Annotated in this window: 14 protein-coding genes and 2 rRNA genes (1 of these 16 cut by a window edge); 6 read left to right on the top strand and 10 right to left on the bottom strand. The window is 58.6% G+C overall.

The genetic code is table 11. The features are described 5' to 3' along the window. Window positions 1-12 precede the first annotated feature (12 nt). The 3 genes from dnaA to rpsT all read right to left on the bottom strand — a co-directional run bounded on the left by dnaA (window position 13) and on the right by rpsT (window position 2,994). Window positions 13-1,533: a chromosomal replication initiator protein DnaA gene (gene dnaA, locus DLM45_RS09350; protein WP_181336861.1), complete on the bottom strand. Its 1,521-nt coding sequence runs from the start codon at window positions 1,531-1,533 to the stop codon at window positions 13-15. A gap of 121 nt (window positions 1,534-1,654) precedes the next feature. After that, on the bottom strand, window positions 1,655-2,098 hold the full coding sequence (locus DLM45_RS09345) for a rhodanese-like domain-containing protein (protein WP_181336860.1): 444 nt from the start codon (window positions 2,096-2,098) through the stop codon (window positions 1,655-1,657). Window positions 2,099-2,727: 629 nt separating this feature from the next. Continuing rightward, window positions 2,728-2,994, bottom strand: a complete 267-nt coding sequence (gene rpsT / locus DLM45_RS09340; protein ID WP_181336859.1) for a 30S ribosomal protein S20 — start codon at window positions 2,992-2,994, stop codon at window positions 2,728-2,730. A 281-nt stretch (window positions 2,995-3,275) separates the two neighbouring features. Here rpsT and DLM45_RS09335 point away from each other — a divergent pair, with 281 nt between their 5' ends. Both DLM45_RS09335 and DLM45_RS09330 read left to right on the top strand, forming a co-directional pair. Continuing rightward, window positions 3,276-3,860, top strand: coding sequence for a hypothetical protein (locus tag DLM45_RS09335; protein WP_181336858.1), 585 nt, complete (start codon window positions 3,276-3,278; stop codon window positions 3,858-3,860). A 38-nt stretch (window positions 3,861-3,898) separates the two neighbouring features. Continuing rightward, window positions 3,899-4,513 carry a hypothetical protein gene (locus DLM45_RS09330; protein WP_181336857.1) on the top strand — a complete coding sequence of 205 codons (615 nt, stop codon included), beginning with the start codon at window positions 3,899-3,901 and terminating at the stop codon, window positions 4,511-4,513. Between the two features lie 39 nt (window positions 4,514-4,552). Here the strand turns inward: DLM45_RS09330 and mutM are convergent, their stop codons facing one another. Beyond that, on the bottom strand, window positions 4,553-5,434 hold the full coding sequence (gene mutM, locus DLM45_RS09325; protein WP_181336856.1) for a bifunctional DNA-formamidopyrimidine glycosylase/DNA-(apurinic or apyrimidinic site) lyase: 882 nt from the start codon (window positions 5,432-5,434) through the stop codon (window positions 4,553-4,555). A gap of 77 nt (window positions 5,435-5,511) precedes the next feature. Here mutM and ubiE point away from each other — a divergent pair, with 77 nt between their 5' ends. The 3 genes from ubiE to ubiB all read left to right on the top strand — a co-directional run bounded on the left by ubiE (window position 5,512) and on the right by ubiB (window position 8,681). Beyond that, complete coding sequence (gene ubiE / locus DLM45_RS09320) at window positions 5,512-6,318, top strand: bifunctional demethylmenaquinone methyltransferase/2-methoxy-6-polyprenyl-1,4-benzoquinol methylase UbiE (RefSeq protein ID WP_181336855.1); 807 nt, start codon at window positions 5,512-5,514, stop codon at window positions 6,316-6,318. Window positions 6,319-6,440: 122 nt separating this feature from the next. Then, window positions 6,441-6,731, top strand: coding sequence for a hypothetical protein (locus DLM45_RS09315; protein ID WP_181336854.1), 291 nt, complete (start codon window positions 6,441-6,443; stop codon window positions 6,729-6,731). Window positions 6,732-7,088: 357 nt separating this feature from the next. Then, window positions 7,089-8,681: a 2-polyprenylphenol 6-hydroxylase gene (gene ubiB / locus DLM45_RS09310; protein ID WP_181336853.1), complete on the top strand. Its 1,593-nt coding sequence runs from the start codon at window positions 7,089-7,091 to the stop codon at window positions 8,679-8,681. Between the two features lie 12 nt (window positions 8,682-8,693). On the opposite strand, the gene DLM45_RS09305 is transcribed toward ubiB, so the two are convergent. The 3 genes from DLM45_RS09305 to DLM45_RS09295 all read right to left on the bottom strand — a co-directional run bounded on the left by DLM45_RS09305 (window position 8,694) and on the right by DLM45_RS09295 (window position 10,383). After that, a complete protein-coding gene (locus tag DLM45_RS09305) occupies window positions 8,694-9,014 on the bottom strand; it encodes a carboxymuconolactone decarboxylase family protein (protein WP_181336852.1) in 321 nt (106 codons plus the stop codon). A gap of 151 nt (window positions 9,015-9,165) precedes the next feature. Continuing rightward, on the bottom strand, window positions 9,166-9,990 hold the full coding sequence (locus tag DLM45_RS09300; RefSeq protein ID WP_181336851.1) for an FTR1 family iron permease: 825 nt from the start codon (window positions 9,988-9,990) through the stop codon (window positions 9,166-9,168). 6 nt (window positions 9,991-9,996) lie between these two features. After that, on the bottom strand, window positions 9,997-10,383 hold the full coding sequence (locus DLM45_RS09295; protein ID WP_181336850.1) for a cupredoxin domain-containing protein: 387 nt from the start codon (window positions 10,381-10,383) through the stop codon (window positions 9,997-9,999). Window positions 10,384-10,700: 317 nt separating this feature from the next. Here DLM45_RS09295 and DLM45_RS09290 point away from each other — a divergent pair, with 317 nt between their 5' ends. Beyond that, entirely contained in the window at window positions 10,701-11,762 is a 1,062-nt protein-coding gene (locus DLM45_RS09290) for a linear amide C-N hydrolase (protein WP_181336849.1), read from the top strand. Window positions 11,763-11,854: 92 nt separating this feature from the next. On the opposite strand, the gene DLM45_RS09285 is transcribed toward DLM45_RS09290, so the two are convergent. The 3 genes from DLM45_RS09285 to DLM45_RS09275 form a co-directional block, all read right to left on the bottom strand. Then, a complete protein-coding gene (locus DLM45_RS09285) occupies window positions 11,855-12,379 on the bottom strand; it encodes an ankyrin repeat domain-containing protein (RefSeq protein WP_181336848.1) in 525 nt (174 codons plus the stop codon). A gap of 116 nt (window positions 12,380-12,495) precedes the next feature. Next, window positions 12,496-12,610, bottom strand: a 5S ribosomal RNA gene (gene rrf, locus DLM45_RS09280). Window positions 12,611-12,786: 176 nt separating this feature from the next. Next, window positions 12,787-14,277: ribosomal RNA gene (locus DLM45_RS09275) — 23S ribosomal RNA — on the bottom strand; it runs 1,252 nt beyond the window's last position.

Here is a 14,277-nt window from a genome sequence, read left to right as displayed (position 1 = left end):
GGGAAGCCGCGATCAGTGGTTCAGGAGACGTTTCAGTTCCTCAAGCTCGTCGCCGAGGTGAGGATTCTTGGTGATTTCGCCTTCGATCTTGCGGATCGCGTGCAGAACCGTGGTGTGGTCACGTCCGCCGAAGCGCCGACCGATCTCCGGCAACGACCGCGCCGTCAGGTGCTTCGCGAGGTACATGCCGATCTGCCGCGGCCAGACGACCGAGCGATGGCGCCGCTGCGAGAGGAGATCACCCTTCGAGACACCGTAGTGGCGCGAGATGATGCGCAGAATGTCTTCGATCTTGATGCGCCGCGGTTCAAGGTTCTGAACCAAATCGCGGATCACCGTCTCTGCGATATCGAGCGTGATCGGCGTGCGCATGTACTGCCATGTCGCATAGAGCCGGGTGATCGCACCTTCGAGTTCGCGGCCGTTCTCCGTCAGGCGAAGGGCCAGGAGGTCGACGACATCCCGCGACAGCGTGAACGAAGGATCGACTGCGCGCTTCTCGCCGAGGCGACGCTCCAGAACCTTGAGACGCAGTTCATGGTCGAGCGGAACGAGTTCCGTCACGAGACCGCGCTGCAAGCGCGAGCGCATGCGCTCATTCAAACGTTCGATCTGGTTCGGCGCCCGAGCCGACGCGACGACAACCTGTTTGCCGCCATCAAGCAGCGCATTGATGATGTGATCGAACTCTTGCTCGGTACGTTCGCCCTGCAGGAATTCGAGATCGTCGATCAACAGCATGTGGATGCTACGAAACCGCTCCTTGAATGCCAACGGATCGGACGAACGCAGCGCCTCAACGAACTGATAGCGGAAGCGCTCAGCCGTCAGATACAGAACCTGCGCAGTCGGAGCGCGCCGCTTCACTTCCCAGGCGATCGCCTGCAAAAGATGGCTTTTTCCAAGGCCGACGGCCGAGTGGATATAGAGCGGATTGTATCCTGGAGCGTCAGTCAGCACGGTTTCCGCAACCTGCGTGGCGCCAGCATGGGCCATGCGGTTCGAGGCGCCGACAACGAAGCTGTCAAACGTGTAGCGCGGGTCGAGCGGAGAGCCTTCAAGGCCTCCAGCGGACGTACGCTGTGCCGGAAGAACGGGTGCGCGCAGAACCGAGGTCCGCGGCGGCTCAGCCGGTGTCAACGCCGGAGCGAGAGCCTTTCCAGCCTGCGCCTCTGCCGGGCGCACTTCGCCCGCGCGCTGCATGGTCTGACCGGGCTGACGCCAGATCACTTCGACGCGCTCGGCCGTTGCGAACTCGACGAGCGAACAGCGCAGAAGATGTTCGGAATAATGTTCTTGAATCCAGTTGCGGACGAACTTCACAGGCACCGAAACTTTAACGATGCGACCGTCGAAGCCCTCGAATTCCAGGCTCTTGAACCAGCTCGAATAAATTTCCTCACCGAGCTGCGCGCGAAGCATCGCGCGAACTTTCTGGCCGCGCCCATCGACGGCTCCGCTTGTCGTTACGGCGCTCGTGCCCGTGGTCTCGCCGCCGACGCCATGCGTCTCTGCCGTTTTTGCTGCCTGCATCGTTTGTACTCCCGCTGATTTACGCAGAACGTTCGCATGCGAACGTCCCCCCCCATGGCGCGCGCTGCTGTCAAAAGCCCTCTGACAGCAATGGCGCTTCGTGCTCCGTTCTCGCCTCGTGCTATCCTTGCACCCAGGCGAGACCGGCAAACTTCCAACCGGCTATCCGGCCTCTGTGATGCTCCTCGTCGTTTGGTCCTTCAAAACCCTCCGCCACATTGCGACACCGGCCGTAACCAGCCGACGCCAAGGCTTCCGCGGCCATCCGGCTGCGAGCGCCTGAGCGGCAAATGAAAAAAATTTCGTCGTCCGTGCTGACGCCCCGCGCCTTCAACGTGGCATCGAGACGGCCTGCGAAGTCGGCATCGACCCGGCTGTCCGGAAACGACTGCCATTCGGCCAGCAACACCTCACGCCCGAGAACGCTCAGATCTGGCACGCCCACGAACGCCCATTCGGCGCGCGTACGCACATCGACCAGAACCGCTTTCCGGTCGTCCTTGAGACGGTCCCATGTGTCGAGGACAGGAACGTCCTCGACACCGGATGTCGCAAAGTTTTCCACTGGCCCCTCTTACGCATGACTTCGAACCGAAAAGATCAAAGATCGGCACCTTCGAATAGAATTCGAAGATTCCAAGTCTTCGGAGTTCATTGCCGCAACAACGTCCGAAGATTAACCTCGATCTTTGCAGCTTTGACGATGTGCCCGTCATATCGACAACTAGCCGATTACCAGACACCACGCTCGTCGACTTACCCTAGCGAACGATTGCGCTACCCCGCTGCCATCCACTGGATAATTAACTAACCGGTAACCAATTTTTGGACAAGCGCATCTAAGTCGCAAAAAGCCGGTTCGGCGCTCCAGAAAGTTATCCACAGCCGCGCGGGATAGGCGTTATCCACTCACCGCTCCTGTGCATAACCCATATGACTCTGAAGCCATTTTTTACACTCGCGAAGCCGTTCCCTCCGACGTCTGACAGGTGTCACCCGAGCGTCATTTTATTCTTGCCTGCTTCCCCTTCGCGCAGGCCGCCGAGTCTCCCGCCGGCAATTATTCTCCCTCAAGAGACGCGATTCCATGGGCTTATTGCGCACAAAAAAAGAGCGGGCCCTTGCTGGGCCCGCCCTTTACTGTCGCGAATATGCAACAAACCTGAAATATGCCGCCGATGACCGAAATCGGTTTTAGGCAGACATGGCCTTGACACGCTTTGCGAGCCTAGAAACCTTCCGAGAAGCCGCCTTCTTATGAAGCAGGCCCTTCTGCGCGGTGCGAACCAGAATCGGCTCAGCAGCAGCGAGTGCAGCAGCAGCCTTGGTCTGGTCGCCAGCCTTGATTGCCTCTTCGACGCCGCGCACCTCAGACTTGACGCGCGTCCGACGAGCCTTGTTGACTGCCGAACGGCGGATCATTTGGCGCTCGGCCTTTTTTGCCGACGAGGTGTTAGCCATGAAAAACGAGTCCTTGCTACTGGTTCGAAAGCGCCGTCGCCGACCAGATGGGTCAGGGCGCGGCCGCCGGTTGAGATAAGATGGATCGGCCCGGACGAATGTCCGCCAGGCACGGTTTGCCGGGATATACCCGTAGCCCGCGCATCGGTCAACGAAACGACGCGCCTGGAATCGATTATTGAGACAATAGCGACCGGTCAGTGTGTCGCGGCCGCGTTTGCATTGCGCGGCTGGAACCCCCATTTGCTCGGCACTGGGGATGAGAAGGGGGCGAATTACGCATGCAATCCAATATGACGCCAATCATGGGATTGGCCGTTGCCGTCGCCGCAACCGTTTTTGCGGCTTCGTTCGGCCAGCCACCACTCCATGCGATCGTGACCGGCGTCGTGAGCCTGGGTCTGGCAGCGCTCGCCATTCTGGCCCACCGGCGCTTAACAGCCAACGGCGCCTCTGCGAGCGAGATCGCGGGTTCGGCCGCGCGCCATTTCGGCATCGTCTGGGCCTGGGGCGGCCTTTCGATCCTCCTCATTTATACAGCCGTCATCGATCGGCCCTGGCCGGAATGGTGGCAGTTCATTCTCGGGTTCGCCGTCGCCGCCGCGCTGAGCTTCGGTTACGCCGCGATGCTCGCCCGCGATCGCGCTGCCGGACGCGACGATGCTGTCCTCGTTAAAGCCGGACGCGGCCTGGTGCTTGTTCAGGTCATCGGTATGGCGGCCGGACTGATCAGCATGTTCATCGACGGCAAATTCCCGCGCGGGATCGAGCACGCCGACTGGGCCGGATGTAATCTCTTCTTCTTTGGTGCACTTGCGATAGCTCTCATCAGCATCGACGCTTTACGCGCGCCAGCGCCCGTGTGATGGAGGGGCGAATTCATCGTCTTAAGCAAGAGCACCCCATGCCACTGCGTCCGTCGCTTCCTTTGCTCCTGCTGGCACTCTTGTCCGCGCTGGCCGCTATGGTCATCGCAACCAGCGCAACCCGAAAAGCTGAAGCCGCGACTGCTGCCGCCATCTTTGCCGTCATTTTGATATCGGCCGCATTGCGCACGAACGCACCGATATGGCGTCGAGCTGCGTCCACTCTCGGCATAACGCAACGCGATGCGCTGATGCAGACGACGCAGATCACGATGATCGCGTATCTTTGGTGCGCGCTCGCGTTCTATGCGATCTATCTCGGCACCCCAATTCGCTGGCAACACGGTTGGGAATACGGCACAGCCATGCTCGCGGTGGCGGCAGGTTACGCGTTCTATCTCTGGCGCTTGTCAGATCCCGCGGACGCCGTATCGAAACCGCGCGCCATCGAACGCGCGGTACGTTTCGCGTCCGTTCAAGCGATTCTGATCGGCATCGGCTTGGTCTGGCTGATCTCTTCGGGAAAACTCTCGTCGCTGCGGGGCGATTGGCCAGCAAACCAGCTCTTTATCGCAGGCGGCTTCACGGTGATGGTTCTGAGTGTCATCGTCATCAAGACGCATGCGAGTCTCAACGACCGCTCAACGCGATGATCGCCGCACTGTCGAGACACGGAACATGACCCAGCGCATTCAACGCTGACAGCGGGGGCAGTGAAAGTTCGCGCGTCCGCCGCTCACCGTTCTTCGTATGGTACCGCTGCACCCCGGCGTCCGGCACGCTTCGCCTTCGCGATTGTAAACCCGAAACGCCGCCTGAAATCCGCCCGACCCTCCGCTTGGATCGCGATAGTCTCGCAACGTTGACCCCCGTGCTTCGATCGCGCGACCAAGCACGTCCTTGATCGCAACGGTAAGGCGATCCGCTTTGTCATTCGCCTTGCCGCTTCTGTCGGCGAGAGTACGCGCTGCACGGTCGGGCGCGAGATGCGCCTGATAGAGCGCTTCCGCCACGTAGATGTTTCCGAGCCCAGCCACGACCCGCTGATCCATCAGAAACGATTTCAGATTGACCTTCTTTGTGCGCGCACGCGCTGCAAGATAATCCGGAGACAACGCAACGCTCAGCGGCTCGACGCCAAGCCCGCGCAGAAACGGATGCATGTCGCGCTCATCATGCGCCACCATCACCATGAAACCGAACCGCCGAGCATCGTTGTAGATGACGCGAGAACCGTCCGAGAGATGAAACACGACATGGTCATGCGTGCCGTCGGCCCCGGCCGGGTGCGCATACTCACCGGGCGTTGTCCGCAACCCATCCTGCGCCACGGTAAACCGCCCCGTCATACCGAGATGCATGACAAGATCTTCGCCGCTGGCGAGCTGCGCGATCAGATACTTCGCACGGCGTTCGAGGGCCGTGATCTCCTGACCACGAAGCCGGTCCGCAAAGTGATCAGGAAACGGAAATCTGAGGTCAGCCCGGCGTGTCTCTACTTTCTTAATGCGATTGCCGACCAGCACCGGCGCCAGTCCCCGCCGCACCGTTTCGACCTCTGGAAGCTCAGGCATGAATGTCCGTAAGGCATGATTGACGCTGTCGCGACGGGACGATAGCGCGGGACGCTCCCGGCCGCTATTCTACCGCCATGAGCAATATCGACACCGCCACGACCACCCAATCCGGCAGCCCGGAAGCGGCCGCCCAAGCCACCGCCTCGTTCGGCTTCGAAACGGTGCCCGAATCCGAGCGCCAAGGCCGCGTCAATCGCGTCTTCGCATCCGTCGCCGAGCGCTACGACCTGATGAACGACCTGATGTCGGGCGGCCTGCATCGGCTTTGGAAGCGCGACTTCATTACGATGCTCAATCCTCCGCGCGGCGAAACGCCGTTTCGCTTGCTCGATGTTGCGGGTGGCACTGGCGACATTGCGCTTCGCTATGCGGACGAAAGCGGGCCGAACGCCACCGCGGTCGTCTGTGACATCAGCCCCGAAATGCTCGACGTCGGCCGACGCCGTATTGCTGAGCGCGGGTTCGCCGAGCGCATTTCCTGCATCGAAGGCAATGCCGAAACGCTACCGTTCGAATCGAGCAGTTTCGACGCCTATACGATCGCCTTCGGCATTCGCAACGTCACTCACATCGATAGGGCTCTCGCTGAGGCTTTCCGCGTCTTGAAACCGGGCGGCCGGTTTCTCTGCCTCGAGTTCTCCGAATGCCAGGTCCCAATTCTCGACCGCCTCTACGATTTTCACTCCTTCGAAGTGATCCCACGTCTTGGAAAAGTCGCGGCGGGCGACTCCGAATCATACCGCTATCTTGTTGAGAGCATTCGTCGCTTTCCCAATCAGGAAGCCTTTGCGAAACAGATCCGCGAGGCCGGATTCGCCCGCGTGACCTACCGTAATTTGACGGGCGGAATCGCTGCAATCCACGGCGGCTGGAAGATCTAATCGGCCACACATCCCCTACGAATTAATTGCCGGTCATCGACTTTAATTGACCGTGTCAAAACACGCCCATAGCCTCCGCACTCAAGGGAAGAAGGCATGTTTGAGACGAGGAGATGGGACCTATGAAGAAGATTGTGATGTGTGCAGCGGTTGCGGCCGCGATGACTCTCGGCGCTGGCGTTGCCAACGCTGCATGCGTAACGAAGGGCGCCGTCGCAACGTCGGGCTCTGCCGATTCCGCAAAGTGGTTTGCAATGGAAACGATGGTTCAGTCGGTTAGCTGGGGTCTCTGGCCGGGCTTCCTCGCCAACGGCAAGGTTGAAGGCTATCGCGTCTCCAACAAGCAGTACCGCTGCAAGCCCGACGGTGGCTCGGTCACGTGCCACGGCCGCGCGACGTTCTGCAAAATGTAAGATAGCCGCTTCAGCGAGCATTCAATTCGAACGGCGCTTGGGATCTCACCCGGCGCCGTTTTTGTTTTTGCCCCCGCCTATCCCCTCAAGGGGTCAGGGTGCACTTCGCGTCTCTCTCGGGAAGAATCTGGCCGAAGGCCTGACAAGGGGGACGTTCGGCCTCACACGCCGCCGCTTTAAGACTCGAGCAAGAGTTGTAGCTCGAATCCGCCAATTACCGCCTCGCTATGGTGCACGTGATTTAACCGTCTTTACCGCGGCGACCGACCTCGCTTGACCTCAAGGCTGGGTCACGCAATCTGCCAAAGCAAATGTATCGGCGGCTTGCCGCGAACGTGGACGGCAAAACTCGCGGCTATGCCCGGCGCCTTTTTCAATACCCTGAGACTAGCCCGCGCCGGATTCGTTCTGGCGCAACATGGCGTGCGCTTCGTGCCGAAAGGCATGACCGTACCGCTGCCGCTGAAGATTGCCCGCGCGCTGACAGCCCCTATTGTCTGGATGGCAGCCCCGTTCCGCCGCGTTGAACCGCGCGCCGCCCGCGTTTCGACAGCACTGGCCGAACTCGGTCCGAGCTACGTTAAACTCGGACAGTTTCTGGCCACCCGTGCCGACGTCATCGGTCCCGAACTCTCGGCTGACCTTCGCAATCTGCAAGACAAGGCGGCGCCATTTTCGATGGCGGAAGCACGCGACGCTGTCGAGCGCGCACTCGGTGGCAAACTCGAAGATCACTTCGTTGAATTCGGTCCGCCTGTTGCCGCGGCTTCAATCGCGCAGGTCCACAAGGCATACGTCATCGAAGGCGGCGTAAAGAAGCCGGTGGCGGTCAAGATCCTCCGGCCCAATATCGAGAAGCGGTTCTATCGCGATCTCGACAGCTACTATTTCGCAGCGCGCCTGATCGAGCGCTTCTATCCGCCCGCACGCCGCTTGAAGCCGCTCGCCGTCGTCGACAACCTGAAGCACACGACGGATCTCGAAATGGATCTGCGGCTCGAAGCCGCCGCGATATCCGAAATGGCGGGCAACATCGCGAACGATCCAGGCTTCCGCGTTCCGGAGGTGGATTGGCGGCGCACGGCCAAGCGCGTCCTCACGGTCGAATGGATCGACGGAACGCCAATCTCGCATCGCGACACGTTGATAGCCAAAGGCTTCGATACCAACGCCCTCGGCCTCACCGTGCTGCGCACATTCTTGCGTCACGCCATGCGCGACGGCTTCTTTCACGCCGACATGCACCAGGGCAATTTATTCGTCGATGACAGCGGCATGGTAGTCGCCGTCGATTTCGGCATCATGGGCCGCCTCGGCCAACGCGAACGCCGCTTCCTCGCCGAGATTCTGCACGGCCTCATCACACGCGACTATCATCGCGCCGCCGCCATTCACTTCGAAGCGGGCTACGTTCCGCCCCACCACACCGTCGAGGAATTCGCGCAGGCCATGCGCGCCATCGGCGAACCGATCCACGGCCGCACGGCCGAAGAGATTTCCATGGCCGATCTGCTCGGGCAGCTCTTCGCCTACACCGACGTCTTCGACATGCAGACGCGACCGGAATTGATCCTGCTCCAGAAGAGCATGGTGATCATAGAAGGCGTCGCGCGCGATCTCGATCCTGGCTTGAATGTCTGGGTGGCCGCTGAACCCGTCGCACGCGAATGGGTAGAGTCGAACTTGTCGCTTCTCGGTCGCCTGCAAAAAGCAGGTCGCGGTGTCGAGACACTCGGCGGCGTCCTCATGCAGGCCCCGACGGTTCTGCGTCAGGCAGCCGATGCTGCGAATGGCCTCTCCGAAATGGCGCGCTCAGGTCTGCGCCTCAGCGATGCCGATCTCGAACAACTTGCCGCGCGATCCAGGCGAAGCCGCGCCGCCGACGTTGCACTTTGGATCGCAGCACTCGGCATCGCGGCAATCGCGCTCAAGCTGTGGGGCGCGCTCTAAATCGTCGCTCTTTCACCGCTTCGGCTTGCGCTGACCGGCCAGATGCGTGCCGTGCGCTATCGCAGACGTTGCACGCATCGTCGCCGCAATGAACACGACTTCCGCGATCTCGGCTTCCGTCACACCGGCGTTCTCCGCATTCGTGCGATGAACTTCGAGGCTGTAGGGACACTGCGTGGCAAGCGCCACGCCGAGTGCAATCAATTCTTTGTAGCGTCTCGGAATCGTACCAGGCGCCATCGCGGCCCGGTCGAAATTCTCAAATGCCGCCATCGTTGCAGGCGACAGGTGCCGCAACTGCTGCAGGTTCGCAAGATTGGCAATGTCATACATGGTTGAGTTCCCCTCGCTCAGCGTCCGACGACGCGCCGGGATACGTTGCGACGTTTACGGCGAGGGTCAAGCGGCCACGTCAATCACGAAGAGCGAAGTCGAACCGTGGCAAGAGGGTACGAGCAGCCGAAACCGCTCGCACCAATCCGAACTAAGCGCGAGCGGGAACGTTCGCGTTATCGCGGCGAAGATAGATCAGACCGAAAATGGTCGCTGCCGTCGTCACATAGGCGATCACCTGCATGCCCGTCGGACGCTCCATGTAACCGATCAGAATGTGCAAGACGCTGCCGACCCAGCTCGATTCCGACAGCAGCCAGGACGTGTTCCAAAGGGGTCGATCGAACACATTCAGCAATCCAGCGTTCGAGAGCTGGAGCACGGCCGTTGACGCAAGGCCTGCAGCAAGAAGCGTGATCAAAACGCCCGTCACCGAGAACAGCCGCTTCAACGGAATAGCGGCCAGACCGAAATAGAGAACGATCGAAACCACGCCACCGAGCGCCAGGCCCGCGAGCGAACCCAACATCAGGTCCATCGCGGTGTCTTTACCACCCGCGATGATACCCATCATGAACAGCACGACCTCGGACCCTTCGCGCATCACTGCCGCCGCCACCGCCGCGCCGAGCGCGTAAAGTGACTGCTTGCCGAGCGCAACGTCGGTGCCGAGCTGCCGCAACTGCGCAGTCATTTCCCGCGCGTGCTGAGACATCCAGACGACGTGCCACGCCAGCATGACAACTGCGAACAGCAAAACGCCGGCAACAAAGATCTCCTGTCCGCGCCCATCGAACGCATTCGAAATTTGCGCTGCAAAGAGCGCAACGACGATTGAGCCCAAAAGCCCGACCAGAACGCCAAGCGATACGGTTCTAACGCGACCAGGAATGCCGCGCGAAGCGGCCAGCACGACGCCGATAATAAGACCGGCCTCAAGAACTTCCCGGAAGACGATAACGAGTGCAGCTAACATTCGGTCTCACTCCACGATGATGTGGCCCTTGGCCGTCGCTTCGTTGAATTCGCCGAAGAAAATGTAGACGCCCGGATCGATCGGCTTGATGCGGATGATGGCTTCCGTATTTCCCGGAATGATCTTCTCGATGTTGAGATCATTGCTCTCGAATTCCTCAGGCGTCGGATCGAGGTTTTTGACGATGAGCTTGATCCGCTTTCCCGCCGGGAACGTCAGCTTCGAGGGTTCGAACTTATGATCCTTGATCGAAATCTCGAACGTTTCCTCGTCTGATGCCTGCGCAGAAGAACTCAACAAAAAGCCCGACGAAGCCGCAAAAACGAGCGCGCAGACCGCGAGAAACGCTCCGCGTAACGCAGAAGCAACGTGCACAAACGAATGAGAGGACATACCGGCTCCTGATTGCGGGGATTCAAGGCGTGGGGCTCACGTAGGGATTCGAGAGCGCAAGTGCCATATTGAATGTCGAAATTATTCCAAGTCTGGAACGATTTCAATGAGATGGGCTCGTGAGCCCTGCGCCCGAGTATATGCAATGAGATTGCGCGAACACCAAGCGCCAATCGGCAAATGGTCAGCGTGGAAGGCAAACTTAACCAGCCTCGCGCCGCCAGCTTGCCCGTCCCACGCAAAGCACGCATTGCGATTGTAAGAGCTATGCTCGTCTGCAATCGAAAGTATCAGGCGTCGCTTCAGGAGAAAAAACAATGAGCCAAGCTGTTTCTCGCCGCCTCGCACTAACAATCGCCCTCGTCGCCGTTGCCGGTGCGCCGCTGGCGATGACTGCAGCTGAAGCCTGCACCCGCATTCTCTGGAATAATAGTAAACTCGCGGTCGTCGCGAGCCGCACGATGGATTGGCCTGAGTCGACCGAGCCGATCCTCACCGTATTTCCGCGCGGCATTTCCCGAACCGCCAGTCACGTCGGACCGGTCGAGTTCGTGAAGGACAACCCTGCGAAATGGACATCGGATTACGGTAGCATCGTCACATCGATCTATGGGCTCGGCGCGGTCGATGGCCTCAACGAGAAGGGCCTCGCGATGCACCTTCTCTATCTCAACAGTTCGGACTTCGGTACGCGCGACACGTCGAAACCCGGCCTGATTGCCACGCTTTGGGGCCAATACGTTCTCGACAAAGCGACGAACGTCGCCGAAGCGCTGAAACTTCTCGAAGGCGTTCAAGTCATCAAGGCCGAGGCGCGCGGCCATCAATCAAACGTGCATCTAGCGTTGGAGGATGCGAGCGGCGATTCCGCAATCATTGAATATATCGACGGCAAACCTGTCGTTCATCACGGCCGCGAATACACGATCATGACCAACGACCCGCCGTACGATCAGCAAATCGCGCTTCTCAAAAAGCAGGATTATTCCAAGCCGAGCAGCGAAATGTCGCTACCTGGAAACGTGAATGCGACGGATCGCTTCCAGCGCGCAGCCTATTATTCGGCGCTCTTACCTGAACCGCGCAACGAACGCGAAGCCATTGCAGGCGTTTTGGCGATCGCGCGCAATGTGTCCGTGCCGTTCGGCGCGCCTTACAAAGGCTTCGGAATTTACAACACCGAGTATCGCACCGCGATCGACCTCACGAAGCGACTCTACTTTTTTGAATTGACCACCACCCCAAGCGTAATCTGGACAGATCTTTTGTCGTTCGATCTTTCCGCCGGCGCCCCAGTCCAAGAACTCAACCCGGACAACATCAACTTGTCGGGTAACGTCACCGACAAATTCAAAAAAGTCGTCAAAGCTCCGTTCTAAGGATCGCTGGCTTTTCGACATCTCGGTGTTTTTTGCCGCAGTGTTGCCAGCCGGATGGCGGCCGCGTGAGTTGATCAACAGATCCACGTCAACTACGTGGGCTTCTGCTGCAGAATAATTGTAGTCTCCTTGAACTCGATACGAACGGCATAATCCCGCGCGGATTCGCATGCATCTATCGTCGTCGGTATATCCGGGTTAGCTCCTGCAGCTGCCAAAATCTCCAATGCAACGAGATCGCCACGTGCAATTGCGGCATGCATCGGCGTCCAATCATCCCGGCCTTTTAAATTTACATCAGCGCCTGCGGATATTAGGGCGCGCATGATGTCGTGAAGCGCACAATTTTTCCGTTCATGGAACACATCGATACATTCGTGCAAAACAGTAAGTCCCTCGTCATCCCGGAAAACGAGCTCCACCTGTTTGCCTATCATCCACTGGATAGTTGCAGCAGATTCACTTTGGACCGCCGTTATAATCCAGCGCCTTCCTAGCCAAGAGTCAGCTCCATTCGGAAAAGTCGCAACGGACGCGCAAAAGCGCTCCAACGCATCAATATCTCCAGCCTGCATAGCCAGGAAAACTTGGTGATATTCCTCAAAAGGCTGGATCATAAGATCGCCGATAAAACAAAAACGCGCCGCTGGCACTAGGCACAGCGGCGCGTTTTGATTTGATCGATAGAGTTGATTGACTTCGTTTGTTTGAAATTCACATGACGTCTCGGCAGACCTGGCAACGACCTACTCTCCCGCGTCTTAAGACGAAGTACCATCGGCGCAGGGGCGTTTCACGGCCGAGTTCGGAATGGGATCGGGTGCAGCCACCCCGCCATAATCACCAGGTCAGCGGAGACGTCATATGACTTCTGATCTTTGGTCTATTCTGAATACCTACGCTCATCGAGCTCGCGTTTTCACCCAAAGGTCAACGCAAAGCATGCAAATTGAAAATTTCGGATCGCGCTTCGCAGCGCGTCGCTGTTTTCGTAAGCAGTTTCGATGAGCATTGCTAAATGAGAGCAATCAAGCCAATCGAGTTATTAGTACCGGTAAGCTACACGCCTTGCAGCGCTTCCACACCCGGCCTATCAACGTGGTGGTCTTCCACGACTCTCGAGGGAGAACTCGTTTTGAGGTGGGTTTCCCGCTTAGATGCTTTCAGCGGTTATCCCGTCCACACATAGCTACCCTGCTGTGCCGTTGGCACGACAACAGGTCCACCAGAGGTGTGTCCATCCCGGTCCTCTCGTACTAAGGACAGATCCTCTCAATTCTCCTACACCTACGGCAGATAGGGACCGAACTGTCTCGCGACGTTCTGAACCCAGCTCACGTACCTCTTTAAATGGCGAACAGCCATACCCTTGGGACCTGCTCCAGCCCCAGGATGAGATGAGCCGACATCGAGGTGCCAAACGATTCCGTCGATATGGACTCTTGGGAATCATCAGCCTGTTATCCCCGGCGTACCTTTTATCCGTTGAGCGATGGCCCTCTCACAAAGAACCACCGGATCACTATGGCCGTCTTTCGACTCTGCTCGACTTGTCAGTCTCGCAGTCAGGCGGGCTTATGCCATTGCACTCGACGGTTGATTTCCGACCAACCTGAGCCCACCTTCGCACGCCTCCGTTACAATTTAGGAGGCGACCGCCCCAGTCAAACTGCCCACCATGCGCTGTCTCGGATCCGGATAACGGACCGCGGTTAGACAACCATAATCACTAGGGTGGTATTTCACATTGCGGCTCCACTCGAGCTAGCGCCCAAGTTTCAAAGCCTACCACCTATTCTACACAAGCAGTCACGATTGCCAGCGCAAAGTTGCAGTAAAGGTGCACGGGGTCTTTCCGTCTAACCGCAGGAACCCCGCATCTTCACGGGGAATTCAATTTCACTGAGTGTGTGCTGGAGACAGTGGGGAAGTCGTTACGCCATTCGTGCAGGTCGGAACTTACCCGACAAGGAATTTCGCTACCTTAGGACCGTTATAGTTACGGCCGCCGTTTACTGGGGCTTCGATTCAAGGCGTGAACCTCTCCTCTTAACCTTCCAGCACCGGGCAGGCGTCAGGCCATATACGTCGTCGTTGGACTTAGCATAGCCCTGTGTTTTAGGTAAACAGTCGCCACCCCCTAGTTTGTGCCCTACCCTTCCGGTTGCCCGAAAAGATAGCCTGCTTCTCCCGAAGTTACGCAGGTAATTTGCCGAGTTCCTTCAGCACACTTCGCTCAAGCTCCTTGGTATACTCTACCAGTCCACCTGTGTCGGTTTCGGGTACGGTCTATGTGGGGGCTATTTCCAGGGACACATTCGCTGCCTCGGCAATCCAATAAGCCTCAACAACTTGCTGCATCCGTCACACACCCACTGGCCCACGAATATTAACGTGGTTCCCATCGACTACGGCTTTCGCCCTCGCCTTAGGGGCCGGCTAACCCTGCGCAGATTAACTTTACGCAGGAACCCTTGGACTTTCGGAGGGAGTGTTTCTCACACTCCTTTCGTTA

Source organism: Hyphomicrobium methylovorum, assembly GCF_013626205.1.
GTDB classification, from domain to species: domain Bacteria; phylum Pseudomonadota; class Alphaproteobacteria; order Rhizobiales; family Hyphomicrobiaceae; genus Hyphomicrobium_B; species Hyphomicrobium_B methylovorum.
The sequence above is the reverse complement of the archived record's forward strand: the minus strand, read 5'-3'. Positions and strand labels throughout refer to the sequence as shown.

Coding starts and splice junctions, on each gene's coding strand:
- dnaA (WP_181336861.1), bottom strand. CDS start 1,533: ATGCAGGCAGCAAAAACGGCAGAGACGCATGGCGTCGGCGGCGAGACC.
- rpsT (WP_181336859.1), bottom strand. CDS start 2,994: ATGGCTAACACCTCGTCGGCAAAAAAGGCCGAGCGCCAAATGATCCGC.
- DLM45_RS09335 (WP_181336858.1), top strand. CDS start 3,276: ATGCAATCCAATATGACGCCAATCATGGGATTGGCCGTTGCCGTCGCC.
- DLM45_RS09330 (WP_181336857.1), top strand. CDS start 3,899: ATGCCACTGCGTCCGTCGCTTCCTTTGCTCCTGCTGGCACTCTTGTCC.
- mutM (WP_181336856.1), bottom strand. CDS start 5,434: ATGCCTGAGCTTCCAGAGGTCGAAACGGTGCGGCGGGGACTGGCGCCG.
- ubiE (WP_181336855.1), top strand. CDS start 5,512: ATGAGCAATATCGACACCGCCACGACCACCCAATCCGGCAGCCCGGAA.
- DLM45_RS09315 (WP_181336854.1), top strand. CDS start 6,441: ATGAAGAAGATTGTGATGTGTGCAGCGGTTGCGGCCGCGATGACTCTC.
- ubiB (WP_181336853.1), top strand. CDS start 7,089: ATGCCCGGCGCCTTTTTCAATACCCTGAGACTAGCCCGCGCCGGATTC.
- DLM45_RS09305 (WP_181336852.1), bottom strand. CDS start 9,014: ATGTATGACATTGCCAATCTTGCGAACCTGCAGCAGTTGCGGCACCTG.
- DLM45_RS09300 (WP_181336851.1), bottom strand. CDS start 9,990: ATGTTAGCTGCACTCGTTATCGTCTTCCGGGAAGTTCTTGAGGCCGGT.
- DLM45_RS09295 (WP_181336850.1), bottom strand. CDS start 10,383: ATGTCCTCTCATTCGTTTGTGCACGTTGCTTCTGCGTTACGCGGAGCG.
- DLM45_RS09290 (WP_181336849.1), top strand. CDS start 10,701: ATGAGCCAAGCTGTTTCTCGCCGCCTCGCACTAACAATCGCCCTCGTC.
- DLM45_RS09285 (WP_181336848.1), bottom strand. CDS start 12,379: ATGATCCAGCCTTTTGAGGAATATCACCAAGTTTTCCTGGCTATGCAG.